This is a genomic window from Pseudomonas sp. R3-18-08 (assembly GCF_003852065.1).
In the GTDB taxonomy this organism is placed as follows: Bacteria; Pseudomonadota; Gammaproteobacteria; order Pseudomonadales; family Pseudomonadaceae; genus Aquipseudomonas.
The window spans coordinates 4,968,853-4,995,161 of record NZ_CP027729.1; the positions used below are offsets into that span (position 1 = coordinate 4,968,853).

At 59.3% G+C, this 26,309-nt stretch carries 20 protein-coding genes; 7 read left to right on the forward strand and 13 right to left on the reverse strand.

Translation table 11 applies throughout. From position 1 onward, the window contains the following. Positions 1-15: 15 nt before the first annotated feature. Positions 16-936 (forward strand): LysR family transcriptional regulator, encoded by a 921-nt coding sequence (locus tag C4J92_RS22815; RefSeq protein WP_124405335.1) that lies wholly within the window; start codon positions 16-18, stop codon positions 934-936. 87 nt (positions 937-1,023) lie between these two features. Here C4J92_RS22815 and ettA read toward each other — a convergent pair whose 3' ends face one another. After that, the gene (ettA, locus tag C4J92_RS22820) at positions 1,024-2,688 is read right to left on the reverse strand and encodes an energy-dependent translational throttle protein EttA (protein ID WP_124368420.1); all 1,665 of its coding nucleotides are present in this window, start codon (positions 2,686-2,688) and stop codon (positions 1,024-1,026) included. A gap of 285 nt (positions 2,689-2,973) precedes the next feature. Between ettA and C4J92_RS22825 the strand changes: the two genes are divergently transcribed. Further along, positions 2,974-6,825, forward strand: a complete 3,852-nt coding sequence (locus C4J92_RS22825) for a bifunctional diguanylate cyclase/phosphodiesterase (RefSeq protein WP_124405336.1) — start codon at positions 2,974-2,976, stop codon at positions 6,823-6,825. A gap of 228 nt (positions 6,826-7,053) precedes the next feature. Beyond that, on the forward strand, positions 7,054-8,307 hold the full coding sequence (glyA, locus tag C4J92_RS22830) for a serine hydroxymethyltransferase (protein ID WP_124405337.1): 1,254 nt from the start codon (positions 7,054-7,056) through the stop codon (positions 8,305-8,307). A 207-nt stretch (positions 8,308-8,514) separates the two neighbouring features. Here glyA and C4J92_RS22835 read toward each other — a convergent pair whose 3' ends face one another. The 8 genes from C4J92_RS22835 to katB all read right to left on the reverse strand — a co-directional run bounded on the left by C4J92_RS22835 (position 8,515) and on the right by katB (position 18,044). After that, positions 8,515-9,063 (reverse strand): hypothetical protein, encoded by a 549-nt coding sequence (locus tag C4J92_RS22835; protein WP_124405338.1) that lies wholly within the window; start codon positions 9,061-9,063, stop codon positions 8,515-8,517. Positions 9,064-9,122: 59 nt separating this feature from the next. Further along, the gene (locus C4J92_RS22840; RefSeq protein ID WP_124405339.1) at positions 9,123-10,268 is read right to left on the reverse strand and encodes a colicin-like pore-forming protein; all 1,146 of its coding nucleotides are present in this window, start codon (positions 10,266-10,268) and stop codon (positions 9,123-9,125) included. Between the two features lie 444 nt (positions 10,269-10,712). After that, positions 10,713-11,672, reverse strand: coding sequence for a GTPase (gene yjiA / locus C4J92_RS22845; protein ID WP_124405340.1), 960 nt, complete (start codon positions 11,670-11,672; stop codon positions 10,713-10,715). A 155-nt stretch (positions 11,673-11,827) separates the two neighbouring features. Continuing rightward, a complete protein-coding gene (locus C4J92_RS22850) occupies positions 11,828-12,025 on the reverse strand; it encodes a YbdD/YjiX family protein (protein ID WP_003176208.1) in 198 nt (65 codons plus the stop codon). A 15-nt stretch (positions 12,026-12,040) separates the two neighbouring features. Then, positions 12,041-14,107 (reverse strand): carbon starvation CstA family protein, encoded by a 2,067-nt coding sequence (locus tag C4J92_RS22855; RefSeq protein ID WP_124364489.1) that lies wholly within the window; start codon positions 14,105-14,107, stop codon positions 12,041-12,043. 305 nt (positions 14,108-14,412) lie between these two features. Continuing rightward, on the reverse strand, positions 14,413-15,780 hold the full coding sequence (gene radA, locus C4J92_RS22860; RefSeq protein WP_124368425.1) for a DNA repair protein RadA: 1,368 nt from the start codon (positions 15,778-15,780) through the stop codon (positions 14,413-14,415). A gap of 35 nt (positions 15,781-15,815) precedes the next feature. Beyond that, positions 15,816-16,364 carry an ankyrin repeat domain-containing protein gene (locus tag C4J92_RS22865; RefSeq protein WP_124364491.1) on the reverse strand — a complete coding sequence of 183 codons (549 nt, stop codon included), beginning with the start codon at positions 16,362-16,364 and terminating at the stop codon, positions 15,816-15,818. 138 nt (positions 16,365-16,502) lie between these two features. Then, complete coding sequence (katB, locus tag C4J92_RS22870; RefSeq protein ID WP_124405341.1) at positions 16,503-18,044, reverse strand: catalase KatB; 1,542 nt, start codon at positions 18,042-18,044, stop codon at positions 16,503-16,505. 287 nt (positions 18,045-18,331) lie between these two features. Here katB and mscL point away from each other — a divergent pair, with 287 nt between their 5' ends. Then, a complete protein-coding gene (mscL, locus tag C4J92_RS22875) occupies positions 18,332-18,748 on the forward strand; it encodes a large-conductance mechanosensitive channel protein MscL (protein WP_124368428.1) in 417 nt (138 codons plus the stop codon). A gap of 43 nt (positions 18,749-18,791) precedes the next feature. Here the strand turns inward: mscL and C4J92_RS22880 are convergent, their stop codons facing one another. Beyond that, the gene (locus tag C4J92_RS22880; protein ID WP_124405342.1) at positions 18,792-19,568 is read right to left on the reverse strand and encodes a ferredoxin--NADP reductase; all 777 of its coding nucleotides are present in this window, start codon (positions 19,566-19,568) and stop codon (positions 18,792-18,794) included. 429 nt (positions 19,569-19,997) lie between these two features. Between C4J92_RS22880 and C4J92_RS22885 the strand changes: the two genes are divergently transcribed. Together C4J92_RS22885 and C4J92_RS22890 are read left to right on the forward strand one after the other, a co-directional pair. Beyond that, positions 19,998-20,708, forward strand: a complete 711-nt coding sequence (locus tag C4J92_RS22885; RefSeq protein WP_124405343.1) for a LuxR family transcriptional regulator — start codon at positions 19,998-20,000, stop codon at positions 20,706-20,708. Between the two features lie 142 nt (positions 20,709-20,850). Beyond that, the gene (locus C4J92_RS22890; RefSeq protein WP_124405344.1) at positions 20,851-21,975 is read left to right on the forward strand and encodes a class I SAM-dependent methyltransferase; all 1,125 of its coding nucleotides are present in this window, start codon (positions 20,851-20,853) and stop codon (positions 21,973-21,975) included. A 67-nt stretch (positions 21,976-22,042) separates the two neighbouring features. On the opposite strand, the gene C4J92_RS22895 is transcribed toward C4J92_RS22890, so the two are convergent. The 3 genes from C4J92_RS22895 to C4J92_RS22905 are packed head-to-tail and all read right to left on the reverse strand — an operon-like array spanning position 22,043 to position 24,674. Next, on the reverse strand, positions 22,043-22,210 hold the full coding sequence (locus C4J92_RS22895) for a DUF2474 domain-containing protein (protein ID WP_065886906.1): 168 nt from the start codon (positions 22,208-22,210) through the stop codon (positions 22,043-22,045). Between the two features lie 12 nt (positions 22,211-22,222). Further along, on the reverse strand, positions 22,223-23,230 hold the full coding sequence (gene cydB / locus C4J92_RS22900) for a cytochrome d ubiquinol oxidase subunit II (RefSeq protein WP_124405345.1): 1,008 nt from the start codon (positions 23,228-23,230) through the stop codon (positions 22,223-22,225). 1 nt (position 23,231) lies between these two features. Next, positions 23,232-24,674, reverse strand: coding sequence for a cytochrome ubiquinol oxidase subunit I (locus C4J92_RS22905; RefSeq protein ID WP_124405346.1), 1,443 nt, complete (start codon positions 24,672-24,674; stop codon positions 23,232-23,234). Between the two features lie 318 nt (positions 24,675-24,992). Between C4J92_RS22905 and C4J92_RS22910 the strand changes: the two genes are divergently transcribed. Beyond that, positions 24,993-26,240 (forward strand): MFS transporter, encoded by a 1,248-nt coding sequence (locus C4J92_RS22910; RefSeq protein ID WP_124405347.1) that lies wholly within the window; start codon positions 24,993-24,995, stop codon positions 26,238-26,240. Positions 26,241-26,309 lie beyond the last annotated feature (69 nt).

A 26,309-nucleotide genomic window follows, 5' to 3' on the forward strand; every position in this document is an offset into this window, starting at 1 on the left:
TACCCAGGAAACAGAATGCTTGATCTACGCAAGTTACGTTACTTCCTGACGGTCGCCGAAGAGCTGCACTTCGGTCGCGCTGCCCAGCGCCTGCACCTTGCCCAGCCGCCCCTGACCCGGCAGATCTCGGCCCTGGAAACCGAGCTCGGCTTTCGCCTGTTTGACCGCACCAGCCGCACCGTCACGCTGACCGCCCAAGGCCGGCACTTTCTACCCTATGCCCGCGCGGCGCTGGAGCACGCCCGGCTTGCGCAGGACATTGCCGCCAAGCTGGCCGCCGGCTCGACCGGCCAACTGGTCGTGGGGTATGCCAGCTCGATCGCGCTGTCGGAGCTGTTCAGCCAAACCCTGCAAGCCTTCGCCCAGCGTTTTCCCGAGGTGCAACTGACCCTGGTGGAAAGCGCTTCCGGCAGCCTGCACGCGCATGTGCTGGACGGCCGCATCGACATCGGCATGAGCCGCCTGCTGCCGGAGCCCGGGCAAACCGACGTCGAGGTGTTGTCGTTGGGGCAAGAACCCCTGGTGGCGGCGCTTTGCAGCGACAACCCATTGGCTGGCCAGGACGAAGTCACCCTCGCCCAGCTCAGCGAGTTCCCGTTGATTCTGTTCCCCAGCGATTACGGTTCAGGCCTCAACGGCTCCATCGAGCACCTGTATCAACGCCACGGCCTGGCGCTGCGCCCGGGCCCTGCGGGGCGCCAGATCACCTCGATCATCGCCCTGGTGGCGGCAGGCCAGGGTGTCTCGCTGGTGCCCCAGTGCACCCGCACCCTGGCCAGGCAAGGCGTGGTCTACCGACCGTTGGCAGACCCCGAAGCCTGGGTCCACCTGCTGATCCTCACGCGCTCACAGTCACGCTCGCTGTTGGTCGAGGCGTTCATGGGGGTGGTCGGTGAATTGCTGCAAGGCCGGCCGGCGCTGGCGCCGCTGGCATAATCCGGGCAAAAAAATACCCCTGCGCGAGGGGTATTTTTCTACAGGCTGCTCCGTACAGGCGCTGCCGAGGCGGCGCCTGTTGCCGAATCAGGCCAGTTTCTTGTGGCGTACGCGGTGCGGCTGGGCCGCCGCGTCGCCCAAACGCTTCTTGCGATCGGCTTCATACTCGGTGTAGTTGCCTTCGAAGAACACCGCTTGCGAATCATCCTCGTAAGCCAGGATGTGGGTCGCGACACGGTCAAGGAACCACCGATCGTGAGAGATCACAATGGCGGCGCCCGGGAAGTCCAGCAGGGCTTCTTCCAGGGAGCGCAGGGTTTCAACGTCGAGGTCGTTGGACGGTTCGTCGAGCAGTAACACGTTGCCACCTTCTTTCAAGGTCAGGGCCAGGTGCAAGCGGCCACGCTCACCACCGGACAGGTCCTTGACGAACTTCTGCTGGTCGCCGCCCTTGAAGTTGAAGCGCCCGACATAGGTGCGCGACGGGATTTCGTAGTTGCCGATACGGATCTGGTCGGAACCGTCGGAAATCTGCTGGAACACCGTCTTGCTGCCGTCGAGGTCGTCGCGGCTCTGGTCCACACAGGCCAGTTGCACGGTTTCGCCGATCTCGATGCTGCCGGAGTCCGGGGTTTCCTTGCCCATCAGCATGCGGAACAGCGTGGATTTACCCGCACCGTTACCGCCGATAACGCCGACGATCGCGCCTTTTGGCATGGAGAACGACAGGTTGTCGATCAACACACGGTCGCCGTAGCCTTTGCTCACGTTCTTGAATTCGATGACCTTGTCACCCAGGCGCGGGCCGGCCGGGATGTAGATCTCGTTGGTTTCGCTGCGCTTCTGGAATTCCTGCGACTGCATTTCTTCAAAGCGCTGCAGACGGGCCTTGGATTTGGACTGGCGGGCCTTGGCGCCTTTGCGCACCCACTCCAGTTCTTCCTTCATGGCTTTTTCATGGGCCGACTGCTGCTTGGATTCGGCGGCCAGACGGTCGGACTTGGCTTCCAGCCAACCGGAGTAGTTACCCTCGTAAGGGATACCGGCGCCACGGTCGAGCTCGAGGATCCAGCCGGCGACGTTGTCCAGGAAGTAGCGGTCGTGCGTGATCGCAACCACGGTGCCTGGGAAGTCGTGAAGGAAATGTTCCAGCCAGGCGACAGAATCGGCGTCCAAGTGGTTGGTCGGTTCGTCGAGCAGCAACATGTCGGGGGCCGACAGCAGCAGGCGGCACAGGGCCACACGGCGTTTTTCACCGCCGGACAGGAATTCGACCTTGGCGTCCCACGCCGGCAGGCGCAGCGCGTCGGCGGCGACTTCCAGCTGGCGCTCCAGGTTGTGACCGTCGCTGGCCTGCAGGATCGCCTCAAGCTTGGCCTGTTCAGCGGCCAGCTTGTCGAAGTCGGCATCTTCCTCGGCGTAAGCGGCGTAGACTTCGTCCAGGCGGGCCTGGGCGTTCTTGATCACAGCGACCGCTTCCTCGACCACTTCACGTACGGTCTTGGTCGGGTCCAGGATCGGCTCCTGGGGCAGGTAACCGATGTTCAGTTCGGGCATCGGGCGGGCTTCGCCTTCGAACTCGGTGTCGACGCCGGCCATGATTTTCAGCAGCGTGGACTTACCCGAACCGTTAAGGCCGAGCACGCCGATCTTGGCGCCCGGAAAAAAGGACAGTGAAATGTTTTTCAGGATTTCCCGCTTCGGCGGAACAACTTTTCCCAGCCGATGCATGGTGAAGACGTATTGAGCCATGGTGAACCTAGCGTCAGTGACTGATGAATTAAGCGGGCGAAGCCCGTGCCAGGCCATGCGCTGCGCGGGCCGTTGACTATCATCAATGCCGGCGAGCGGAAAAAGCCTGAATGTCTGGGGCTGGAACGCCCCCGCGTAACCGGCAAAGCTACCTGAATGCGCTGAGGCAGTCCAGCCAGGCGGGACTGGCACTTTGCCACAACTCAAGGCATGCTAGCCGCCCTCCGGGCGTCCGGCTTATAGTGCACGTCGCGCGCCAGTCCAGCCAAACCGCAGGATTACAGCTTGTCCAAAGTCACGTCGCCTACTCCCTTGCGCGCCGCTCATATAGCGCCGGGAGCGCCCCTGCACGGCACCCTCAAGGGCGCATTGGCGACGCTTGTGCTGATGTTGCTCGCGTTATTGTTCTGGCAACTGCTCGATCAATTGCAGCAAAACCAGAAAAACCAGCAGCAATACACCATCGACTACAGCGCCGACTTGGCCGAGCAGATCAGCCAGAACATGGCCCTGAGCGCACAGATTGCCCTGAATCTGCTGCCGATCGTCGAGCCGCCGCGCAACGCCGAACAACACCAGGCCCTGATCCTCACATTGCAGCGCTCATTGCCCGAACTGCGCAGCGTCGCCCTGCTCGCCCCCAGCGGTGCCCTGATCAGCGACACCGCCAACGACAGCCAGGACAGCGCTCTGCTCCAGGAACTGGTCAAGCGCAGCCACGCCCAATCCTATTACCTGAGCAACGACAACGACGGCAACGTGATTTATCTGTTGCTGCACCAGCCCAGCGGCGGCTCGAAGATGTACTGGGCGCTGCGCCTGGCACCCACCTACCTGGCCAACCTGACTCGCCAGGATGCCCAGGGCCAGCGCCCGATGTGGGCGATCGAGAACCGCCTGAACCAGCGCGTGGTCAGCCGTGACAACGGCATGCCGGCACCGTGGGCCGGTGCGTTGACCCCGGACGAATTGAATAAAAGCGTGCTGGTCACGCCGTTGAGCAAGAGCGACTGGCAACTGCGCGGGCTGTTCGACCGCAGCGCGGTGCTCGAACAACTGCTGCCGGCGTTTATCGGCAAATGCCTGCTGGGGCTGGCTTTTTCGCTGGTCCCGGTAATCGTGTTGCTGAACATGCGCCGCCGTCAGCGCCAGGTGCACGAAGGCCGGCGGCGTTATCAGGATATTTTCGAAGGCACCGGCGTGGCCCTGTGCGTACTCGACCTTTCGGGGTTGAAGGCGTTCTGCGACAAGACCCAGGTGCAGGGCCGCGAGCAATTGCACGCCTGGCTGCGGGCCAACCCCGCTGAGCGGCGCAAACTGCTCAAAGAGCTGCGCGTGACCGAGGTCAACCAGATGGCGGTGCGCCTGTTGAACGTGGCCTCCTGCGAGCAAGCCTGGGAGCGCCTGATTGACGATTGCCCGAGCAATGCCACGTCTATCGGCCACCAAGTGCTGGAAGCCGTACTGACCCGGCAAAAACAGCTGGAGCTGGAAATCCAGCTCAACGATGTGGCGGGCAATGACCAGTACCTGTGGCTCGTGATGCGTTTGCCGGAACAGCAGGATGACGTCAAGGCGGTGATCCTCAGCATCAGCGATATCACCAGTCGCAAGCTGATCGAGCTGTCGCTGGTCGAGCGCGAGAGTTTCTGGTCGGATGTGGTACGCACCGTGCCCGACCACCTGTATGTGCAGGACGTGATCAGCCAGCGCATGATTTTCAGCAACCATCACCTGGGCCATACCCTCGGCTACGACAAGGCCGAACTGCAGAAAATGGGCGAGTACTTCTGGGAAATCCTGCTGCATCCCGAAGACGCCGAGCATTACCACGACTTGCGTCAACAGCAACGCCAGGTGGCTTACACCACCCAACTGCACTGCCAGCTGCGCTTTCGTCACCGTAATAACCAGTGGCGACGCTTCGACATCCGCGAACAGGCCCTGGCCAGGGACACGTCGGCGGTGGTCACACGGATCATCGGCGTGGCCAAGGACATCACCGACCAGATCGAAGCCAGCGAATCCCTGCGCGACAGCGAACAGCGCTACCGCATGCTGGCCGAAAGCATCAGTGACGTGATCTGTTCCACCGACAGCCAACTGGCCCTCAACTACGTCAGCCCCTCGGTCAATGCCGTACTGGGGTATGACGTGGACTGGGTGTTCAAGAATGGCTGGCAGTCGATCATCGCCAACCCGCAACAGCTCAGCGGTATTTATGGGCTGATGGAACAGGTCAGCCGCGCGGTGGGCAACCCCGAAGCGCTGAACAGCCTGCGCGACGAGGTGCAGACCCAACTGTTCCTGTTCGACTGCCTGCGCGCCGATGGGCGCAAAGTGCCCATCGAGCTGCGCGTAGTGCTGGTGTGGGACGAACATGGCGCGTTTGAAGGCATCCTCGGCGTGGGCCGCGATATCAGCCAGCAGCGCCGCGCCGAAAAAGACCTGCGCATGGCGGCCACGGTGTTCGAACACTCCACCTCGGCCATCCTGATCACCGACCCGGCCGGCTACATCGTGCAGGCCAACGAGGCCTTCAGCCGGGTCAGCGGTTACGCCGTGAGCGATGTACTCGACCAACTGCCGAACATGCTCACCGTCGACGAACAGCAAGAAGCCCACCTGCGTTACGTGCTCAAGCAACTGCACCAGCACAGCACCTGGGAAGGCGAAGTGTGGCTCAAGCGCCGCAATGGCGAGCACTACCCGGCCTGGGTCGGCATCACGGCGGTGTTCGACGATGAAGGCGACCTGGCCAGCTACGTGTGTTTCTTCAGTGATATCAGCGAGCGCAAGGCCAGTGAACAGCGCATCCACCGCCTGGCCTATTACGACGCCCTGACCCACCTGCCCAACCGCACCTTGTTCCAGGACCGCCTGCACACCGCGTTGCAGTCGGCGGAGCGGCAAAAGTCGTGGGTGGTGTTGATGTTCCTTGACCTCGACCGCTTCAAGCCGATCAACGACTCCCTGGGCCACGCCGCCGGCGATCGTATGCTCAAGGAAATGGCCACGCGCCTGCTCGGTTGCGTGGCCGAAGACGACACCGTGGCGCGCATGGGAGGCGACGAGTTCACCTTGCTGTTGCAACCGCGCGTCAGCCGTGAACTGGCGCTGAACCGCGCGATCACGGTGGCCGAGCAGATTCTGGCCAGCCTGGTGAAGCCGTTCGTGCTGGAGGGCCGCGAGTTCTTTGTGACCGCCAGCATCGGCATCGCCCTCAGCCCCCAGGACGGCAACGAGCTGAGCCAGTTGATGAAAAACGCCGATACGGCGATGTATCACGCCAAGGAGCGCGGCAAGAACAACTTCCAGTTCTACCAGGCCGACATGAACGCCAGCGCCCTGGAACGCCTGGAGCTGGAAAGCGACCTGCGTCACGCCCTGGAACAGAACGAATTCGTGCTCTATTACCAACCGCAGTTCAGCGGCGACGGCAAACGCCTGACCGGCGCCGAAGCCCTGCTGCGCTGGCGCCACCCGCGCCGGGGCCTGGTGCCGCCGGGGGATTTCATTCCGGTGCTGGAGGAACTGGGGCTGGTGGTGGACGTGGGCGACTGGGTGATCAGCGAAGCCTGTCGTCAGCTCAAGACCTGGCACCAGAACAAAGTGCGGGTGCCGAAAGTCTCGGTCAACATCTCGGCGCGGCAGTTCTCCGACGGGCAACTGGGCACGCGCATCGCCACCATCCTCAAGGACACCGGCCTGCCGCCGGCGTGCCTGGAGCTGGAGCTGACCGAAAGTATCCTGATGCGCGAAGTCAACGAAGCCCTGCAGATCCTCGCCAGCTTGAAAAACCTGGGGCTGAGCATTGCAGTCGATGACTTCGGCACCGGTTATTCGTCGCTCAACTACCTCAAGCAATTCCCTATCGACGTGCTGAAGATCGACCGCACGTTCGTCGATGGCCTGCCCTCCGGCGAGCAGGATGCGCAGATCGCCCGCGCCATCATCGCCATGGCCCACAGCCTGAACCTGGCGGTCATCGCCGAGGGTGTGGAGACCCATGAGCAGCTGGACTTCCTGCGCGAGCATGGCTGCGATGAGGTGCAGGGTTACCTGTTCGGCCGGCCGATGCCGGCGAACCGGTTCGAGGCGCAGTTCAGCAATGATGCGTTGTTCATGTTCGACTGAGATTTTGTGTGGGGCTGATGGCCTCATCGGGGGCAAGCCCCCTCCCACCTTTTGACTTGTGAATACCCTCAAATGTGGGAGGGGGCTTGCCCCCGATGAAGCCGGCACAGTCAACACCTAATCCCAGATGAGCCCCGCTTGTCCGCGACATGATGTCCTTTCATATGCCATCTAAAACCCATTGGGTTAGAATGCCCTCCTTTTCTGCCCCGATCCTTGAGGACCGCCATGTTCAGCCGTGATTTGACTATTGCCAAGTACGACGCCGATCTCTTCGCCGCCATGGAGCAAGAAGCCGTGCGCCAGGAAGAGCACATTGAGCTGATCGCTTCGGAAAACTACACCAGCCCTGCGGTGATGGAGGCTCAAGGTTCGGTTCTGACCAACAAGTACGCCGAAGGCTACCCAGGCAAGCGCTACTACGGTGGTTGCGAGTACGTCGACGTGGTTGAGCAACTGGCCATTGACCGTGCAAAAGAGCTGTTCGGCGCCGATTACGCCAACGTCCAGCCGCACGCCGGTTCCCAAGCCAACAGCGCGGTGTACCTGGCCCTGCTGCAAGGTGGCGACACCATCCTGGGCATGAGCCTGGCCCACGGCGGTCACCTGACCCACGGCGCCAGCGTTTCTTCCTCGGGCAAGCTGTACAACGCCGTTCAATACGGCATCAATGCCAACGGCCTGATCGACTACGACGAAGTCGAGCGCCTGGCGGTCGAGCACAAGCCAAAAATGATCGTGGCCGGTTTCTCTGCCTACTCGCAGATCCTGGATTTCCCACGCTTCCGTGAAATCGCGGACAAGGTCGGCGCCTACCTGTTCGTCGACATGGCCCACGTCGCCGGCCTGGTCGCGGCTGGTGTTTACCCGAACCCGGTGCCTTACGCTGACGTGGTCACCACTACGACCCACAAGACCCTGCGCGGTCCACGTGGCGGCCTGATCCTGGCGCGCGCCAACGCCGAGATCGAGAAGAAGCTGAACTCTGCGGTATTCCCGGGCGCCCAGGGCGGCCCGCTGGAGCACGTGATCGCCGCCAAGGCGATCTGCTTCAAGGAAGCGCTGCAGCCTGAGTTCAAGACCTACCAGGAACAAGTGGTCAAGAACGCCAAGGCCATGGCCGGCGTGTTCATCGAACGCGGTTATGACGTGGTGTCCGGCGGGACTGAAAACCACCTGTTCCTGCTATCGCTGATCAAGCAGGACATTTCCGGTAAAGATGCTGACGCTGCCCTGGGCAAAGCCTTCATCACCGTGAACAAGAACTCCGTGCCGAACGACCCACGCTCGCCATTCGTCACCTCCGGCCTGCGCTTCGGCACCCCGGCTGTGACCACTCGCGGCTTCAAGGAAGCAGAGTGCAAGGAACTGGCCGGCTGGATCTGCGACATCCTGGCGGACCTGAACAACGAAGCCGTGATCGACGCGGTACGTGAGAAGGTCAAGGCTATCTGCAAGAAGCTGCCGGTGTACGGCGCTTGATAGCAGTGGTTTGAATGAAAAGCCCGGCTCCTGAGCCGGGCTTTTTTATACCAATTTCAATTTGAAATGCATTCAATGTATGGGTGGGCTACAGGCTCAGGTCATTCCGACTCGGCCGTTTCAGCGACCTGATCAGCTTTTTCATGCCCCTATCAACTCGCTCACGGCGTTCCATGCGCGTCCTTGGCTGCCAAGTTTACGGCTGCGTCATTCACTCTTTATTATAGCGCGGGGTACATACCGGTAAATCAAGTAACCTACCAGAACAATAACGTAGTAGAGGAACATCTGTGCAACCGCGTAGAACGCATACAGTATTTTGTATTGTGCTAAAATTGCGAGCTTTCGAGCATTTGCGAGATTGGTAGAATCGAAGTAGGTAACGTATAGAAAGATAGCGATCACAAGGGTGGCCCCAAGAAAATAAAAAAAAGCTTTCAACTGGGACAAATCGTCAAACGATCTCTTTTCCATAACCGATTTTCTTAAAGTCAAATAACAAAAAATAATTGAAAAAAACGGAGCGAACAGACATATGTAGTTAATAGTTAACTTTGAAACAACAGGAAAATGAGGAGACCATGATCCCGCATCAGAAAAAAGATAAGCATCTATAAATCTCTCAACTTCCGACAATAAAAATTTATCTACGTGGTCGGGCACCGCGAAAGCAATTAAAAATAGCGGAATCCAAGTAGCAATCATAAAAAAATACGGCACTACCATTTTTCTAAATTTTAAGCCTTGTCGACTCATTTGATTCTCCAGTTAATTTAAGGGCGTCATACACACCCTTAAATCAAAAGCTATAAATATCAACCAGCAAACAAATTATTTAACTTGTCTGCGGCCTCTGCGTCAACAAGAGCTGAGACAATGGCTATCAGCACAGCCACCGCCGGTACTGCGAACGTCGCGGGCGCACTCACCAGCGCTAAAATTGAAGCGAGTACCGCACCGGCCGCTACTGCTGCTAGCTTGCCAACAGCCATTGCTTCAAGCTCCAACATAAGTGGTTTCCAGTCCCCCGTTTGATAGCCTGAAATCGCTTTCTCTCGAACAGTATCGACTTGTACAATCGTACCAGTGACACCAAACGCCCTCCCCAAGCGCTTAATATTATCGGCAAGAGTCGCCTTGTCCAACGCATTCAGAGCATTGACCACTGCTTGCCTGTCTTGGGTATTCAGTTTCAACCCAGGACTAGCATTTACCTTCTCGAAAGTCGCCAATGCCTGCGCATAGCTACGCACCCTTTTCCCAGAGATACCTGATTGGATATCTCGAGAAACTTGGTCCACGTGCGCTCCATACTTTTTAAGAATATCTGCGTTGACAGAGGATACGAAAGCAGTCGCGTCTTTGTAGGCATCGACTTCACTTTTTAGCCAAACGTTTTGCTTGTTTAAATAGTCTATTTCACTATTGATGTATTTTGCCGAATAGGCCCCCTCAAGAGAGTCAAACCATTTTTTATAATGCACATCAGGGCTCATATTAACCATGCCATTGCTGATAGCATTTGTAATGAGCTGATTGGGGTGATAGCTGAAAAAGTCTCGCCCATAATAATATTTGTCGGCGATAGTTTTTTGCTGATTGTAAGCTTGCGCTTTCTGTGCAACAAGAATATTGCTCATGGCAATATAGCTTTCGATCTGAGCGGCATTATCTGCATCTGGGCCACCAAGGTTCTGCGTCAACATAGACGAAACGCTTGCATCGAGAGTTTCCGGCATTGCTTTAATCTTAGCCAGTAACATGTTCTCTTGACTCTTAACATCTTGTTGAATTCTGGCCGGAAAAGTGTTGAGGATATGCGTACGAGTTGCCGCGCTAATTAAAGCCCCTAGGCGACTGTTACCAATACTTCCATCAGCGCCAAATTCCGGGGGTTTGAAATCATTGACCGCATTAATTTCGATAGGGGGAAGATAGATTGTATCTCCAATTTTTGGCATAAAATGTTCTCCATTCCTTAGAGTATCTTGGTTTTTTTCGGATCAATTCCCGTTGCTCATAGGGCGAATGCCGTAAGCCCTACGCGCAACAACTGTATAAACGCACAGCACTCTAAGTCAATGGAATCTATGCATAAATGCATGACTTGTTACAAACGAAAGAATAAACCATTCGCATTTGGTTATATCGAGCCCATCTTTGCACACTTGGTTTTTAAAAAATGTCTGCCTGCGATCAACCCTAATGGCTGTTGAGCAAGTGGGGCGCCGTCACGCCCTTCGAAGTGCTTTCCACCTTTTATTGGAAGCGTTCAGGCCTGTGCCGTAATCGCCAAACGCCATACTTATGGAGTCGGCTTGCCCCAACAGCAGCGTATCAGAGGCATATAAGCGCCTGACCCTGTACCGGGGCGAGCCGCCTCCCACATTGGCAAGCATTCCAAGTCAGGATTGGTAGACGCGCTCGAAGCCTTCGCGAATCTTGTCCTCCGGCAACTCGTCGGCAATAAACACAATCACACTCTCCCGTGCCTCGCCTTCGGCCCATTCGGTGTCCCAGTCGAAGCCATAGAGCTTCAGCACGCCCTGAAACACCATGCGCCGCTCTTCCCCGGCAATGTTCAGCACCCCTTTGTAACGCAGCAATTGTTTGCCGTGGTCTTCCAGCAACTCGTTCATGAACTCACTGAGGCGATCGATATCCAGCGGCTGGTCGGTGCGCAGCACCAGGCTGGATATGCGGTCGATGGACGGCGCCGCGCTGACCGGACGCAGGCTCATGCCGGCGTTGAGGTTGAAGCCTCGCACATCGAGCAGTTCAGCCAGGTCGATGGCGCCATGGTCCACCACCCGGATCGGTGCGCGGCGGTTGATGCGGGTCAGGCGTTCGCTGAGGGCGTCGAAGGTGGCATCGTCCACCAGGTCGCGCTTGCTCACCAGCAGGCGGTCGGCAAAGCCGATCTGTGCCTGGGCGATGGTTTGGGCCAGATGTTGCTCGGCGTGGGCGGCGTCCACCAGCGTAATGATGCCGTCGAGGATGTAGCGGTCGCGCAGTTCCTCGTCAATGAAAAACGTCTGCGCCACCGGCGCAGGGTCCGCCAGGCCGGTGCATTCGATCACCAGGCGGTCGAAAGCGATCTCGCCGCTGTCCAGGCGCTCAAGCAGCAGGTAGAGGGCTTTGGTCAGGTCGGTGTGGATGGTGCAGCACACGCAGCCGTTGGACAGGGTCATGACTTGCACCGGCTCGGCGCCCAGCAGTTGGGTATCGATGCCGGCGTCACTGAATTCGTTTTCGATCACGGCGATCTTCAAGCCATGTTCGGCCTTGAGCAGGTGGCGTAGCAAGGTGGTCTTGCCAGCGCCGAGGAAGCCGCTGAGCACGGTGACGGGAATGGGAGAGGACACAGACAGTTCTCCTTATATCTGAAGGAACACAAAACAAATGTGGGAGGGGGCTTGCCCCCGATGGCGGTGTGTCAGGCACTGATGTGTCGCTGATACACCGCTATCGGGGGCAAGCCCCCTCCCACATGGGATCACTGCCAGCCCGAACTAACGGGTCAGCAGCACTTGGGCCCACCCTTGCCGCCGTAACGGGCTTCCTGGCGTTCCCGGAAGAACGCCTTGTAGTCCATCATCGGCTTGTCCGGGTGTTTGGTTTGCATATGCTCGACGTACGTGTCGTAGTCCGGCATGCCGACCATCAGGCGCGCGGCCTGACCGAGGTATTTACCGAGGCGACTGATGTCATTGAACATGGGTGCAATCCTCGATTATGCGTCCGGTACAGCCTGGAACGGGGCTTCTTTATCCGTACGCTCTTTGTTACCCCAGGCGGCAATGCCGACCTTGAGCGCATAGAACAGGATGCTGAACACCACGAACAGGAACAGCGCCGTCAGCGTTGCGTTGGTATAGGCGTTATAGATCACATGCTGCATCTGATCGATGCTCTTGGCCGGGGCCAGGATCTGGCCGTTGGCCAAGGCATCGCTGTATTTCTTGGCCAGCGACAGGAAGCCGATCGCCGGGTTGGCGTCGAACAGCTTGATGAAGCCCGCCGTGGTGGTGCAGATCAGCAGCCAGACCGCCGGCAGCAAGGTCACCCAAATGTAGCGCTGGCGCTTCATTTTGATCAGCACAACCGTGGCCAGCATCAACGCGATACCCGCCAGCATCTGGTTGGAGATACCGAACAGCGGCCACAAGGTGTTGATGCCACCCAGTGGGTCGATCACACCCTGATACAGCAGGTAACCCCACATCGCCACACAACCGGCGGTGGCGATCAGGTTGGCGGTCCAGGATTCGGTGCGTTTGAGCGACGGCACGAAGGAGCCGAGCAGGTCCTGCAGCATGAAGCGACCGGCACGGGTACCGGCGTCAACCGCCGTCAGGATGAACAGCGCTTCGAACAGGATCGCAAAGTGGTACCAGAACGCCATGGTGTTTTCACCCGGCAGCACACTGTGCAGGATCTGCGCGATACCGACCGCCAGCGTCGGTGCACCGCCGGCACGCGCCAGAATGGTGGTTTCACCGATGTCGTGGGCCACGGCCGACAGCGCCTCGGGGGTGATTGCAAAGCCCCAGCTGCTGACGGTCTGCGCCACGGTAACAACGTCGCTGCCGACGATCGCCGCCGGGCTGTTCATGGCGAAGTACACGCCAGGCTCAATCACCGACGCGGCAACCATCGCCATGATGGCCACGAATGACTCCATCAGCATGCCGCCGTAACCGATGTAACGGGCGTGACCTTCATTGGCCAGCAGCTTGGGCGTGGTGCCCGAGGAGATCAGCGCATGGAAGCCGGAGACCGCGCCACAGGCGATGGTGATGAACAGGAACGGGAACAGGCCGCCCTTCCACACCGGCCCCGTGCCGTCGATGAACTGGGTGAGCGCCGGCATTTTCAGGTCAGGCATGGTGACCAGGATGCCAATCGCCAGGGCGATGATGGTGCCGATCTTCAGGAAGGTCGACAGGTAGTCACGCGGTGCCAGGATCAGCCACACCGGCAACACTGCCGCGACGAAACCATAGCCGATCAGCATCCAGGTGATCTGGATCCCGGTAAAGGTGAAGGCCTTGGCCCAGACCGGGTCAGCGGCAATCTGCCCGCCCAGCCAGATCGAACCGAGCAGCAACAGCACGCCGATGATCGAGATTTCACCGATACGCCCCGGGCGGATGTAGCGCATGTAGATGCCCATGAACATCGCGATCGGGATGGTCGCCATCACCGTGAAGATGCCCCACGGGCTCTCGGCCAGGGCCTTGACCACAATCAGCGCCAGCACCGCGAGGATGATGATCATGATCAGGAAGCAGCCAAACAGCGCAATGGTCCCCGGCACGCGGCCCATTTCTTCGCGGACCATGTCGCCCAGGGAACGGCCGTTACGCCGGGTGGACAGGAACAGGATCATGAAATCCTGCACCGCACCGGCCAGCACCACGCCGGCGATCAGCCACAGGGTGCCGGGCAGGTAACCCATTTGCGCCGCCAATACCGGACCGACCAGAGGGCCTGCGCCGGCAATCGCCGCAAAGTGGTGACCGAAAAGGATGTGTTTGTTGGTCGGCACATAGTCCAGACCATCGTTGTTGATCACTGCGGGGGTGGCCCGCCGTGGGTCCAGTTGCATCACGTTATTGGCGATGAACAGACTGTAGTAACGGTACGCAACCAAGTAGATGGCCACTGCAGCGACCACAATCCACAAGGCGTTGATCGCCTCGCCGCGGCGCAAGGCCACTACGCCAAGGGCGCACGCTCCTACGATTGCCAGCACCAGCCAGGGTAGATGGCGTAGCAGGCTATTATTATTTTTCATTTTTATATTCCAGCCAGGGTGGACAGAAAGGACAGCCAGCCCGAGTTTAGCGCTGTTGGCCTTAAAGGCCACCCCCCTACGTTGGTCTAGAGCCTTGCCGGCGCAAAAAAAGCAGAAATAACTGCCGAATGATGGCGTAGGGCTACAATTTGGCTATTCGGCATTGCTGGAAAGCTAGAAGCCAACCCAGATCGAAATGTGGGAGGGGGCTTGCTCCCGATGGCGGTGTATCAGTGGCCTATAAGTGCCTGACACACCGCTATCGGGGGCAAGCCCCCTCCCACATTGGTTTTGTGGTGTTGGCGCTATTCGAACAAGGCATCCAGCGCTTGTTCCAGGCGTGTGACCCCAATCACCTGCAACCCCGGCGGCATTTCCTTTGGCGCATTGCCCTTGGGCACGATCGCGCGTTTGAAGCCGTGCTTGGCCGCTTCCTTCAAGCGCTCCTGGCCGCTGGGCACCGGGCGCACTTCGCCCGACAGGCCCACTTCACCGAACACCAGCAGGTCGTGGGGCAATGGCCGGTTACGCAGGCTGGACATCACTGCCGCCATCAGCGCCAGGTCAGACGCGGTCTCCAACACCTTGACCCCGCCGACCACGTTAAGGAACACGTCCTGGTCATGAGTCGGAATACCCCCATGGCGGTGCAACACTGCCAGCAGCATCGCCAGGCGGTTTTGATCCAGCCCAAGGGTGACCCGGCGCGGGTTGGCCAGATGGCTGTCATCCACCAGCGCCTGGACCTCCACCAGCATCGGCCGGGTGCCTTCCCAAGTCGCCATCACCACGCTGCCTGGGACTTCTTCCTGGGCGCGGGTAAGAAAAATCGCCGACGGATTGGAGACTTCTTTCAGCCCCCGGTCAGTCATGGCGAACACACCCAACTCGTTCACCGCGCCAAAGCGGTTTTTCACCGCCCGCAGCAATCTAAGGCGGCCATCGGATTCCCCTTCGAAATACAGCACGGTATCCACCATGTGTTCCAGCACGCGCGGCCCGGCCAGCGCGCCTTCCTTGGTCACGTGGCCAACCAGGAAGATCGCCGTACCGCTCTGCTTGGCGTAGCGCACCAACAGCGCCGCACTTTCACGCACCTGGGAGACGCCGCCAGGGGCAGATTGCAGTTGCTCGGTGAAAATCGTCTGGATCGAGTCGATCACCATGACCTTTGGCTTCTCGATCCGCGCCGTGGCGATGATGGTTTCGATGCAGGTTTCGGTCATGACCCGCAGTTGGTCCTGGGGCAAGCCCAGGCGACGAGCACGCATCGCCACTTGTTGCTGGGATTCCTCGCCGGTGACGTACAGCGCCGGCATGCGGCTGGCGATGCTGCACAGGGTTTGCAGCAGGATTGTGGACTTACCGATGCCGGGGTCGCCGCCGATCAACACGACGGAGCCGTCCACCAGGCCACCGCCCAATACCCGGTCCAGCTCACCGGAGGCCGTGGAGAAGCGCGGCACCTCTTCGACGCTGACTTCGGCCAAGGTCTTGATCTGCGCTTGTTGCCCGGTCCAGCCGGTGCGCCCGGCAGGGGCCGCAGCGCCGCCGCTTTCAATCATGGTTTCAGTCAGGGTGTTCCACGCACCGCACTCGCCGCACTGGCCCGCCCATTTGGGAAAGGTCGCGCCGCACTCCGTGCAGCCGTACATGCGCTTGGCCTTGGCCATTCGAGAACCTCCAACCGAAAAACCGCGATGATAGCTCAGCGCGGCGCCGGGGTCCGGATTTCGCCGTTGGCCAAGCGTGAAGCCGTGTTACCGATGGGGTCTTCGGCGTTGAGATCGGCGCCTTTGGCCTTCAATTCGCCCAGCAATTCGACCCGCTTGAACAGCCCTGCGTACATGGCGGCGGTCTGCCCCGCGCCATTGCGTTGGTCAGGGTTACAGTCGGTTGCCAGCAAGCGCTGGGCGATGCTCAGCTCGCCTTTGAAGATGGCTCCCATGAGCGCAGTGTTGCCGCGTTTGTCCTGCACGCAGGCATCGGCGCCGGCGGCGAGCAAACGCTCCACGTAGGCACCTTCGCCGTGATAAGCGGCCAGGATCAGGGCAGTGTAGCCCTTGTCGTCCTGAGTATTCAGGGCGTAGCCCGATTCAATGAAAGTGTTGAGCATGTCGAGATCGCCACGACGGGCGGCGTCGAAATAGTAGTCCTGAAGCTGCGCCTTGAGCGCACCAGGGTCATTGGATGGGGGTTGTTCGGCCAGCACACTGAACGAACAGCAGGCCAGCAGTGCCCATATGAACGTACGCATGATCAAAATCCTTGAGAAATATCCCCTTGTAGGAGCGAGCTTGCTCGCGAAAAACGTCAACGATAACGCGTGCATCCTGGATAAATGCGTTGCCTTTGAGTTCTTCGCGAGCAAGCTCGCTCCTACAGGAGGGCGCGGTTAGTCGCTCAGTTTTTCAGCCAGTGCTTTCACACGAGCCAGGTCGCCCTTGGCCACCTTGGCCACGCCGGTGCCGTATTCCGGATCGGCCTTGTAGAGGAACGAGAGAATGATGTGCTTGCTCTCATCATCCGTGGTCGCCAGGGAGCCGCCGAAGTTGTCGATCAGGTCCTGACGCTCTTTCTTGCTGTAGGAACGATACAAATCACCGGCCTGCTTGAAGTTCTGCTCACGCTGGATCTTCGCCTGCTGGGTGCTGCCCGACAGCGGCGACTGGCTGTAGCGTGCAGTTTGCGGCTCATCCCTTGGCAACAGGCGGCTTGGCTGGTAGTTCACGCCGGTGGTGGTTTTGCCGAAATTCAGCGCACCGTCCTGGTTACCGTTGTTGACGGTCACCCGCGGCGCGTTGATCGGCAGTTGCAGCGCGTTGGCGCCCAGGCGGTACATTTGCGTGTCGGCGTAGGAGAACACCCGCCCTTGCAACAGGCGGTCTTCCGACGGTTCGATACCCGGCACCAGGTTGGCCGGGGCCATCGCCACTTGTTCGGTCTCCTGGAACACATTGGCCGGGTTGCGGTTGAGCACCATTTGCCCGACTTTGCGCTCCGGCACATTCGGCCAGATCTTGGTGGCGTCCAACGGGTCGAAATCGAACTTGGCCAAGTCTTCAGGTTTCAACACCTGCACGTACAAGTCCCACTTGGGGAAGTCGCCCTTGTTGATGTGGGTGACCAAGTCGTTGGTCATGTGGCTGTAGTCACGCCCTTGCACTTCGGTGACTTGCTTGGGATCAAGATTCTTGATGCCTTGCAGGCTCTTCCAGTGGAACTTGACGTAGTGCACTTCGCCCTTGGCGTTGATCAACTTGTAGGCATGTACGCCATTGCCGTCCATTTCCCGATAACTGGCCGGTGTGCCGAAGTCCGAGTACAGCTCGGTCAGTGTACGAGTGGACTCTGGAACATGGGAGAAGAAGTCGAAACGACGCGAGTCGTCGTCCAGGTTAGTGCGCGGGTCCGGTTTGAACGCGTGGACCATGTCCGGGAACTTGATGGCATCGCGAATGAAGAAGGTCGGGAAGTTATTGCCGACCAGGTCCCAGTTGCCTTCTGCCGTGTAGAACTTGGTGGCGAAGCCCCGTGGGTCGCGCAGGGTCTCGGGGGAATGGTTACCGTGGACCACGGCCGAGAAGCGCACGAATACCGGCGTGGCTTCACCGGCGGCGAACACCTTGGCCTTGGTCAGGTCGCTGAGGTTGTCGGTGACGGTGAACGTGCCATGGGCGCCCGTACCACGAGCGTGAACCACGCGCTCGGGGATGCGTTCGCGGTCGAAGCGCTGCAGCTTCTGAATCAGTTGGACATCCTGGAGCAGCACAGGGCCATTGGCGCCGGCAGTCTGCGAATTCTGGTTATCCCCAACGTTGGCGCCGTTATCGCGGGTCAGGTTGGCTGCTTGTACGGAGAGGGTCAGCAGGCTGGCGGTCACCAACGCCAGCGCATGGCGCGCGGACACGGGCCTGCGGTTGATTGAAATGTTCATCAAGGTTTCCTCTGGTTTTTTTAGTGCACATTCAGTTGTGCTTGCCAGAGGCTAGTGACCTGCGGGTCAGAAGATAAATAGAAAAACACCACAGGGCCGATTGAGAAAAAAATATGGTAACCCGCTGAAATACGGCGTATTTCGCGCGCGATTGGTGGCACTTTGCAAACTAATTGCGATTTAATGTGTCGATAAAAACCAACAGTGTTAACGGTTGTGTCGCGCGAGCCCGCTACGACTGACTTACACTGACCTCCACCCTTCTCATCTGTAACAAGGAATAACTTATGGGCGTGATCAGTGAGTTCAAGGCCTTTGCGGTCAAAGGTAATGTGGTCGACATGGCCGTCGGTATCATCATCGGCGCCGCGTTCGGCAAAATTGTTTCCTCATTTGTAGGGGACGTGGTGATGCCGCCGCTCGGCCTGTTGATCGGTGGCGTGGACTTCGGCGACCTGGCAATCACGCTTAAGGCCGCGCAAGGCGATGTACCCGCTGTGGTGCTGGCGTACGGCAAGTTCATCCAGAGCGTGGTCGACTTTTTGATCGTCGCCTTCGCCATCTTCATGGGTGTAAAGGCCATCAACCGCCTCAAGCGCGAAGAGGCCGTAGCCCCGAGCTTGCCGCCGACGCCGACCAAGGAAGAGGTGCTGCTGGGCGAGATCCGCGATTTGCTCAAGGCACAGCATGACAAACCGCTCTGACCTGCGGCTCAAAGCAAAAGGCGCCTCGTGAGGCGCCTTTTTTTTACCAGTAGTTTTCCACCGCCACCTGGCCCGGGCGTCGGCTCAGGCTCAATTGCATATCGCGCTGCTTGAGCAACTGCCGAGTGTCGTCGACCATCTGCGGGTTGCCGCAAATCAGCACCCGGGAGTGCTCCGGGGTCAGCTCGACGCCGGCCGCGCGCTCCAGTTCGCCGTTCTCGATCAACGTGGTGATGCGCCCATTCAACGCGCCCGGATGCCGTTCACGGGTGACGATAGGGATGTAGGTGAGCTTGTGGGCATAGTCGGCCAGGTATTCACGCGCGCCCAGTTCAGTGATCAGCGATTGGTACGCCAGCTCCTTGGCCTCTCGGGCGCTGTACACCAGGACGATACGCTCGAATTTCTCCCATACCTCGAAATCCTGCAGGATCGACAGGAACGGCGCCACACCGGTACCGGTGCCCAACAGCCACAGATCACGCCCGTCTACAAAGCGGTTCAAGGTCAGGAAGCCGGTGGCCTGGCGCTCCACCAGCAAGGTATCGCCCACCTTAAGACGGCTTAACTCACTGGTGAACTCGCCCCCCGGAACGACAATGGAAAAGAAATCGAGGTGTTCGTCAAACGGCGAAGACACGATGGAGTAAGCGCGCCATACGGTACTGCCATCCGCCCTGGTGACGCCCAGGCGCACGAACTGGCCGGCGGTAAACCGAAAACCGGCGTCGCGCGTGGTACGCAGGGTGAAGAGGCTGGGGGTCAGCGATTGCACGTCGAGCAAGGTCTGGCGGGTAAATTTCTCAGCACTGGCCGTCATGGGAGGCTCCGTTTTGCACAGGGCCTTAGTGTCCCTCAAAGCAGGCCGCGCAAACACCGTTGATTTGTACTGGCATTACCGCCATCCCGAAGGCGACGCTGTTTCAGCGTTATAAAAAAGTGGCAAATCAGCGCCGCGCTGCATCGAACTAAATATTTTGCTATTAACGCACTAGGAGTACACCACAAGTTGAAGCCGAGCCTGCAAGAGATGTCATTTTGATAGCATTTACAAGCTCTTGAAAAAACTAGTCCTCCCCCACTAACGCCTTACAAAAGCTGACTCCGTGTTCAGTGTTGAAGGCCTAAAACAAGCCAACAAATAAAAATATTTTAAGGCTCATTTGTAGGACCTCTCCTACACTTGGTTTCGAGCAGCACTGGGATCTGGGCGTACCCAAGGCACATGGAAACCTGTGGAGAGTTACCGATGGTCAGATGGCGCAATACACGGCTGCCCAAGCTGGAAGGCGAGAGCGAAATCACCAGCGTGTTTGAAATGGTGGTCAATCACACCTATGAGTTGGGGTTCCAATATTGCTCATTTACGATGAGTACCCAAGCCCATAGCAATCAAACAGAGCCTGTTTATCTTAGTAATCATCCAAATGAATGGAGGAGTCTTTACCAACAAGCGCACTTCTTCGATATAGATCCCGTTGTATCCCATTGTAAAAATAGTGTGCTGCCCGTTGTCTGGGACAAGAAGACCTTTAAGAACGCCCCTCATTTGTGGGACTTGGCCCGGTCGTTTGGCGTTCACTTAGGCTGGACCCAAGCGGTCCATGACTTTCAGGGCGTGTTCAGCATGCTGACCCTGGCGCGTGGCAAAGGCGAGGTCAGCCCTGAAGAGCTTTACGAAAAAGCCGGGCAGGTGTTGTGGCTCTGCCATGCGATGCATGCGGTCGTGGCAAAAAAATACGCCGACGAAACCCATGTCAACGCGCCCAGCAAGTTAACCGCACGCGAAACGGAAGTGCTCAAATGGTCCGCCATGGGCAAGACCGCTTCCGAGATTGCCGCGATTCTCTGCCTGTCCGAGCGCACGGTAGGCTTTCACATCAGCAGTACCTTCAAGAAATTGGGGGTTCACAATAAGATCCAGGCCGTGCTCAGCGCCTCTAAAGCAGGACTGTTTTAGCCCTGACCAGAAACACCGCATGTCATCGCGGTCAAAAAAAAGTAACATTTACGGCCAATTCTGAGTGTTGATGCTGCCCTTTCAGAGGTTGCTTCGCTGTTCACTCAGACGGTTCCGTCGATTACCCAGAGCCTCCCCCGCCATGCCCCTGCTTGACAGCCCCTTCGCTCAACTCGATTTGATTCGTCAGCCCGAGCAATCCAATGACCCGCTGCAAGCCTTCGATGCCGCCGACGAGTACCTGCTCAGCCACCTCGCCAGCCAGCAACCCAACGCGGCGACCCGTGTGCTGGTGCTCAATGACAGCTTCGGCGCGCTTGCGGCCAGCCTTGAAGGCCGGGTGCAGGTGACCTCCAGCGGGGACTCGTTCCTCGCCGCCCAGGGCCTTGAGAAAAACCTGGTGCGCAACGGCAAAGCGTTTGATGCGGTGACGTTCATGCCGGCCAGCCAGGTGCCGGTCGGGCCTTTCGATCGGGTGTTGCTGCGTGTGCCAAAAACCCTGGCGCTGCTGGAAGAACAGTTGATTCGGCTACAGGGGCAGCTGGCGCCGGGCGCCGAGGTGATCGCCGGGGCCATGCTCAAACACCTGCCACGCGCCGCCGGTGAATTGCTGGAACGTTATATCGGGCCGATGCACGCCACGCTTGCGGTCAAAAAGGCACGGCTGCTGATCGCCACGGTTGCCGATCGCCCTGCGGCAGTATCCCCCTACCCTACCCGCTACACGCTGGATACGCCGGCCATCGAACTGCTCAACCACGCCAACGTGTTCTGCCGCGAAGGCCTGGACATCGGCACGCGCGCCTTCCTGCCGCACCTGCCGAACAATCTGGGCAGCGCCCGCGTGGCGGACCTGGGCTGCGGCAACGGCGTGTTGGCGATTGCCAGCGCGCTGCACAACCCCGACGCGCAGTACACCCTGGTGGATGAGTCGTTCATGGCGGTGCAGTCCGCCACCGAAAATTGGCAGGCCGCCCTGGGTGAACGCAACGTGATCGTGCGTGCCGACGACGGCCTGGCCGGCCAGCAAGCGCAGTCGTTGGACGTGGTGCTGTGCAACCCGCCGTTCCACCAGCAGCAGGTGGTGGGCGATTTCCTCGCCTGGCGCATGTTCCAGCAGGCACGGGAAGCCCTGGTGGTGGGCGGCGCGTTGTATATCGTGGGTAACCGTCACCTGGGTTATCACAGCAAATTGGCGCGCCTGTTCCGCGGTGTCGAACAGGTGGCGGCCACGCCCAAGTTCGTCATTCTCAAGGCGCGCAAATAAAAAAAGCCCTGTCTTCTATAGAAGAACAGGGCCGAAAGAGCCGGGCCGCACGGCCCGGATCGGGATGTCAGTGCGTGGTAAGGCCCGCCGCATTCATGAACATGCGCATCAGGCTGGCGACGATGAACAGGGCCAGCACACTGCCGGTCCAGATCATCGCCAACCACCCAAGACGCCGCCACAGCGGCTGTTTCTCGGCCTGTTCGATGTCGTGCAACGAAGGTTTGCCCGCCATGTCGCGACCCTCCTAGTGATAACCGTCTTCGTGGGTGACCTTGCCCCGGAACACGTAGTAGCTCCAGAAGGTGTAGCCCAGGATGAACGGGATGATGAACAGGGTGCCTACCAGCATGAAGCCCTGGCTTTGCGGCGGTGCGGCGGCGTCCCAGATCGATACCGACGGTGGAATGATGTTCGGCCACAGGCTGATCCCCAGGCCGCTATAACCCAGGAAAATCAATACCAGCGTCAGCAGGAACGGCGTGTAGTGCGCATTGCGTGCCACGGCGCGGATCAGCCCGTACATGGTCACCAGTACCAGCACCGGCACCGGCAGGAACCAGAACAGGTTCGGCAGGCTGAACCAGCGCGAGGCGATTTCCGGGTGGGTCAGCGGTGTCCAGATACTGACGATACCGATCACGGCCAGCACCACGAAGGCCAGCGGCCGCGCCAGGTTGTGCATCTGTTCCTGCAACTTGCCTTCGGTCTTCATGATCAGCCAGGTGCAACCGAGCAGCGCATACGCCACGATCAATGCCACGCCACAGAACATCGTGAACGGCGTGAGCCAGTCCAGCGAGCCTCCGGCGAACTGGCGGTTGACCACCGGAATCCCATCGATAAACGCCCCCAGCGCCACGCCCTGGAAGAACGTGGCCGTCAGCGAACCGCCGATAAACGCCTTGTCCCACAGGTGACGCTTGTGATCCTTGGCCTTGAAGCGGAACTCGAAGGCCACACCACGAAAGATCAGCCCGATCAGCATCAGGATCAGCGGCAGGTACAATGCCGACAACACCACCGAATAGGCCAGCGGGAACGCGCCAAACAGTCCCGCGCCGCCCAATACCAGCCAGGTTTCATTGCCGTCCCACACCGGTGCCACGGTGTTCATCATGACGTCGCGGTCGGTCTTGCCCGGTACGAACGGAAACAGGATGCCGATCCCCAGGTCGAAACCGTCCATGACCACGTACATCATGATCCCGAAAATGATGATCACAGCCCAGATCAGCGGCAGATCAATGCCCATCTCAATTCCCCTTGTGCTGGATGTCGTCGTGGTCGTTGTCGGTGCCATCATCGGCAGCGGACAGCGGACGGGCCGGTGTACGTTTCTGGCCAGGACCACCATGGGTCGGCTCGGTGACTTCTTCTTGAATCACAGGCCCTTTGCGCACCAGACGCATCATGTAACCCAGGCCCGCGCCGAACAGCGCGAAGTACACCACCACGAACAGCACCAGGGTAATGGTCATCTGCGCCAAGCTATGCCCGGAGGACGCATCCGCCGTGCGCATCAGCCCGTAGACCACCCACGGTTGGCGACCGATTTCGGTGGTGAACCAGCCGGCGAGAATCGCGATCAGGCCGGACGGGCCCATCCACAAGGCCAGGTACAGGAACGGCTTGGACGTATACATCTTGTCGCCCCGGCGCAGCCACAGGCTGAACAATCCGGTGAAGATCATCAGGAAGCCCAGGCCGACCATGACCCGGAACGACCAGAACACCACGGTCGAATTAGGACGGTCTTCAGGCGGGAAGTCCTTGAGCGCCGGCACCTGTTTATCCAGCGAGTGGGTCAGGATCAGGCTGCCCAAGTAGGGAATTTCCACCGCGTATTTGGTTTTTTCGGCCTTCATGTCCGGCCAGCCGAACAGGATCAGCGGCGTGGGTTCATTGCCGATGTTTTCCCAGTGGCCTTCAATTGCGGCAATTTTTGCCGGCTGGTGCTTCAAGGTGTTGAGGCCGTGGAAGTCGCCGATCACCGCCTGGATAGGCGCAACGATCAGGGCCATCCACATCGCCATCGAGAGCATCTTGCGGATCGCCGGGTTGTCCTTGCCGCGCAGCAGGTGCCAGGCCGCCGACGAGCCGACGAAGAACGCCGTGGCCACGAAGGCCGCAGTAGCCATGTGCGCCAGGCGGTAGGGGAACGATGGGTTGAAGACCACGGCGAACCAATCGGTGGGGATCACGCGGCCATCAACGATTTCAAAGCCTTGTGGCGTTTGCATCCAGCTGTTGGACGAGAGGATCCAGAAGGTCGAGATCAGCGTACCGATAGCCACCATCACGGTGGAGAAGAAGTGCAGGTTGCGCCCCACCTTGTTCCAGCCGAACAGCATCACGCCGAGGAAACCCGCCTCGAGGAAGAAGGCGGTGAGCACTTCGTACGTCAGCAGCGGCCCGGTGACGGCGCCGGCGAAGTCGGAGAAGCGGCTCCAGTTGGTGCCGAACTGATACGCCATGACCAGGCCGGAGACCACGCCCATGCCGAAGTTGACGGCAAAGATCTTCGACCAGAAATGGTAGAGGTCGCGGTAAGTGTCGTTACGGGTCTTGAGCCACAAACCCTCCAGCACCGCAAGGTAACTGGCCAGGCCGATGGTGATCGCCGGGAACAGGATGTGGAACGAGATGGTGAACGCAAATTGAATTCGGGCGAGATCTAGCGCCTCCAAACCGAACATAAGTCTTCCTCTGTCAGGTAATACCGGCTGCGGGCTCGGAGCCTGCACCCACTGCCCCCACGGATATGGAGTGTGACGAATTTCAATTCGTTTCTTTTTTTACCCGTCACGTAGGGAATCTGGCCTTTCGGCCGCCAGAACAATCCCGGTGCGGGTGTTGATCTGGATCAAGCATCGTTGAAAGAGTAGTCCCATTTGCGCTGCCCGGTTGTGTGGTCTTTTGCCGCGTGACAGCTTGCCTCACCAGGGTTATTGCAACTATTTGTTACAACACAATGCTAATCTCGCCATTCCTTTCGGTCTCGACCTTTACTCCCAATGCCTAGTGAACCTGCGTTGCTGTTACGTCACCACCGCCCCTTCATCGCGTTCTGGCTGGCGCGGATCTTTACCGCCAGCGGCTTCCAGATGCTGACCGTGGCCATCGGCTGGAACCTCTACCAACTGACTGGCAATGTGCTGGACCTGGGGCTGGTCGGCCTGGTGGAGTTCGTGCCGCGCGTGCTGTTCATGCTGCACACCGGGCATGTGGCCGATCGCTATGAGCGACGCAAAGTCGCCGCCATCTGCCAGACCGTACAGGCGCTGATTGCCCTGTCCCTGGCCATCGGCGGCCTGACCGGCAACGTGACCCGCGAGATGATCTTCATCCTCGCTTTCCTGCTGGGCGCCGCGCGTTCATTCGAAATGCCCACCACCCAGGCATTGCTGCCGAGCATCGTGCCCAGCGCGCTGTTCCCCCGGGCCGTGGCCTCGTCGCAATCGGCCCAGCAATTGGCGACGATCGTCGCCCCGGCCCTCGGTGGTTTGCTCTATGCGTTCGGCAGCGTTTGGGTGTACGGCCCGACGGTGGTGCTGTACCTGATCGCCTGCGGCTTGACCCTGAACCTGCCTGCGCGCCAGACGCCGCTGAACAAAGGCAAGGCCACCCTGGATTCGCTGCTGGCCGGGATTCGCTTTATCCGCAGCCGGCCGGACATCCTCGGCGCCATCTCGCTGGACCTGTTTGCCGTGCTGCTGGGCGGCGCCACCGCGTTGTTGCCGGTGTTCGCCAAGGACATCCTGCTGACCGGCCCCTGGGGCCTGGGCCTGTTGCGCTCGGCCCCGGCGGTGGGGGCGCTGTTGATGTCGTTGTGGCTGGCGCGTTTCTCGGTGGACCGCAAGGTCGGCCGCGTGATGTTCACCGCAGTCGGGGTGTTCGGCGTGGCGACCATCGCGTTCGGGCTGTCGACCTCGTTCTGGTTTTCCCTGGGGGTGCTGGTGGTGCTGGGCGCGGCGGATATGATCAGCATGGTGATCCGGGCTTCGTTCGTGCAGTTGGAAACGCCGGATGAGATGCGCGGCCGGGTGAGCGCAGTCAACGGCCTGTTTATCGGTGCATCCAATCAATTGGGTGAGTTCGAATCAGGGATCACCGCCCATTGGTTCGGCACCGTGCCCGCCGTCGTCATGGGCGGGATTGGTACGCTGGTGGTGACCGGGGTGTGGATCAAGCTGTTCCCGACCCTGGCCAATCGGGACCGGATGCATGTGCCGGTGGAAGAAAACACCAAGCCCGCTGCATGATTCAATGAGGCAATAAAGGACAATGTGGGAGGGGGCTTGCCCCCGATAGCGGTGGTTCAGTCTGCTTAT

Excerpts from the sequence above, each read along its gene's own strand:
- C4J92_RS22855 (WP_124364489.1), bottom strand. The coding sequence starts at position 14,107 with ATGAAAAATAATAATAGCCTGCTACGCCATCTACCCTGGCTGGTGCTG.
- C4J92_RS22880 (WP_124405342.1), bottom strand. The coding sequence starts at position 19,568 with ATGACGGCCAGTGCTGAGAAATTTACCCGCCAGACCTTGCTCGACGTG.
- C4J92_RS22865 (WP_124364491.1), bottom strand. The coding sequence starts at position 16,364 with ATGCGTACGTTCATATGGGCACTGCTGGCCTGCTGTTCGTTCAGTGTG.
- mscL (WP_124368428.1), top strand. The coding sequence starts at position 18,332 with ATGGGCGTGATCAGTGAGTTCAAGGCCTTTGCGGTCAAAGGTAATGTG.
- C4J92_RS22890 (WP_124405344.1), top strand. The coding sequence starts at position 20,851 with ATGCCCCTGCTTGACAGCCCCTTCGCTCAACTCGATTTGATTCGTCAG.
- radA (WP_124368425.1), bottom strand. The coding sequence starts at position 15,780 with ATGGCCAAGGCCAAGCGCATGTACGGCTGCACGGAGTGCGGCGCGACC.
- C4J92_RS22895 (WP_065886906.1), bottom strand. The coding sequence starts at position 22,210 with ATGGCGGGCAAACCTTCGTTGCACGACATCGAACAGGCCGAGAAACAG.
- C4J92_RS22850 (WP_003176208.1), bottom strand. The coding sequence starts at position 12,025 with ATGTTCAATGACATCAGTCGCCTCGGTAAATACCTCGGTCAGGCCGCG.
- cydB (WP_124405345.1), bottom strand. The coding sequence starts at position 23,230 with ATGGGCATTGATCTGCCGCTGATCTGGGCTGTGATCATCATTTTCGGG.
- C4J92_RS22815 (WP_124405335.1), top strand. The coding sequence starts at position 16 with ATGCTTGATCTACGCAAGTTACGTTACTTCCTGACGGTCGCCGAAGAG.
- glyA (WP_124405337.1), top strand. The coding sequence starts at position 7,054 with ATGTTCAGCCGTGATTTGACTATTGCCAAGTACGACGCCGATCTCTTC.
- C4J92_RS22905 (WP_124405346.1), bottom strand. The coding sequence starts at position 24,674 with ATGTTCGGTTTGGAGGCGCTAGATCTCGCCCGAATTCAATTTGCGTTC.
- C4J92_RS22840 (WP_124405339.1), bottom strand. The coding sequence starts at position 10,268 with ATGCCAAAAATTGGAGATACAATCTATCTTCCCCCTATCGAAATTAAT.
- ettA (WP_124368420.1), bottom strand. The coding sequence starts at position 2,688 with ATGGCTCAATACGTCTTCACCATGCATCGGCTGGGAAAAGTTGTTCCG.
- C4J92_RS22885 (WP_124405343.1), top strand. The coding sequence starts at position 19,998 with ATGGTCAGATGGCGCAATACACGGCTGCCCAAGCTGGAAGGCGAGAGC.
- C4J92_RS22910 (WP_124405347.1), top strand. The coding sequence starts at position 24,993 with ATGCCTAGTGAACCTGCGTTGCTGTTACGTCACCACCGCCCCTTCATC.
- katB (WP_124405341.1), bottom strand. The coding sequence starts at position 18,044 with ATGAACATTTCAATCAACCGCAGGCCCGTGTCCGCGCGCCATGCGCTG.
- C4J92_RS22835 (WP_124405338.1), bottom strand. The coding sequence starts at position 9,063 with ATGAGTCGACAAGGCTTAAAATTTAGAAAAATGGTAGTGCCGTATTTT.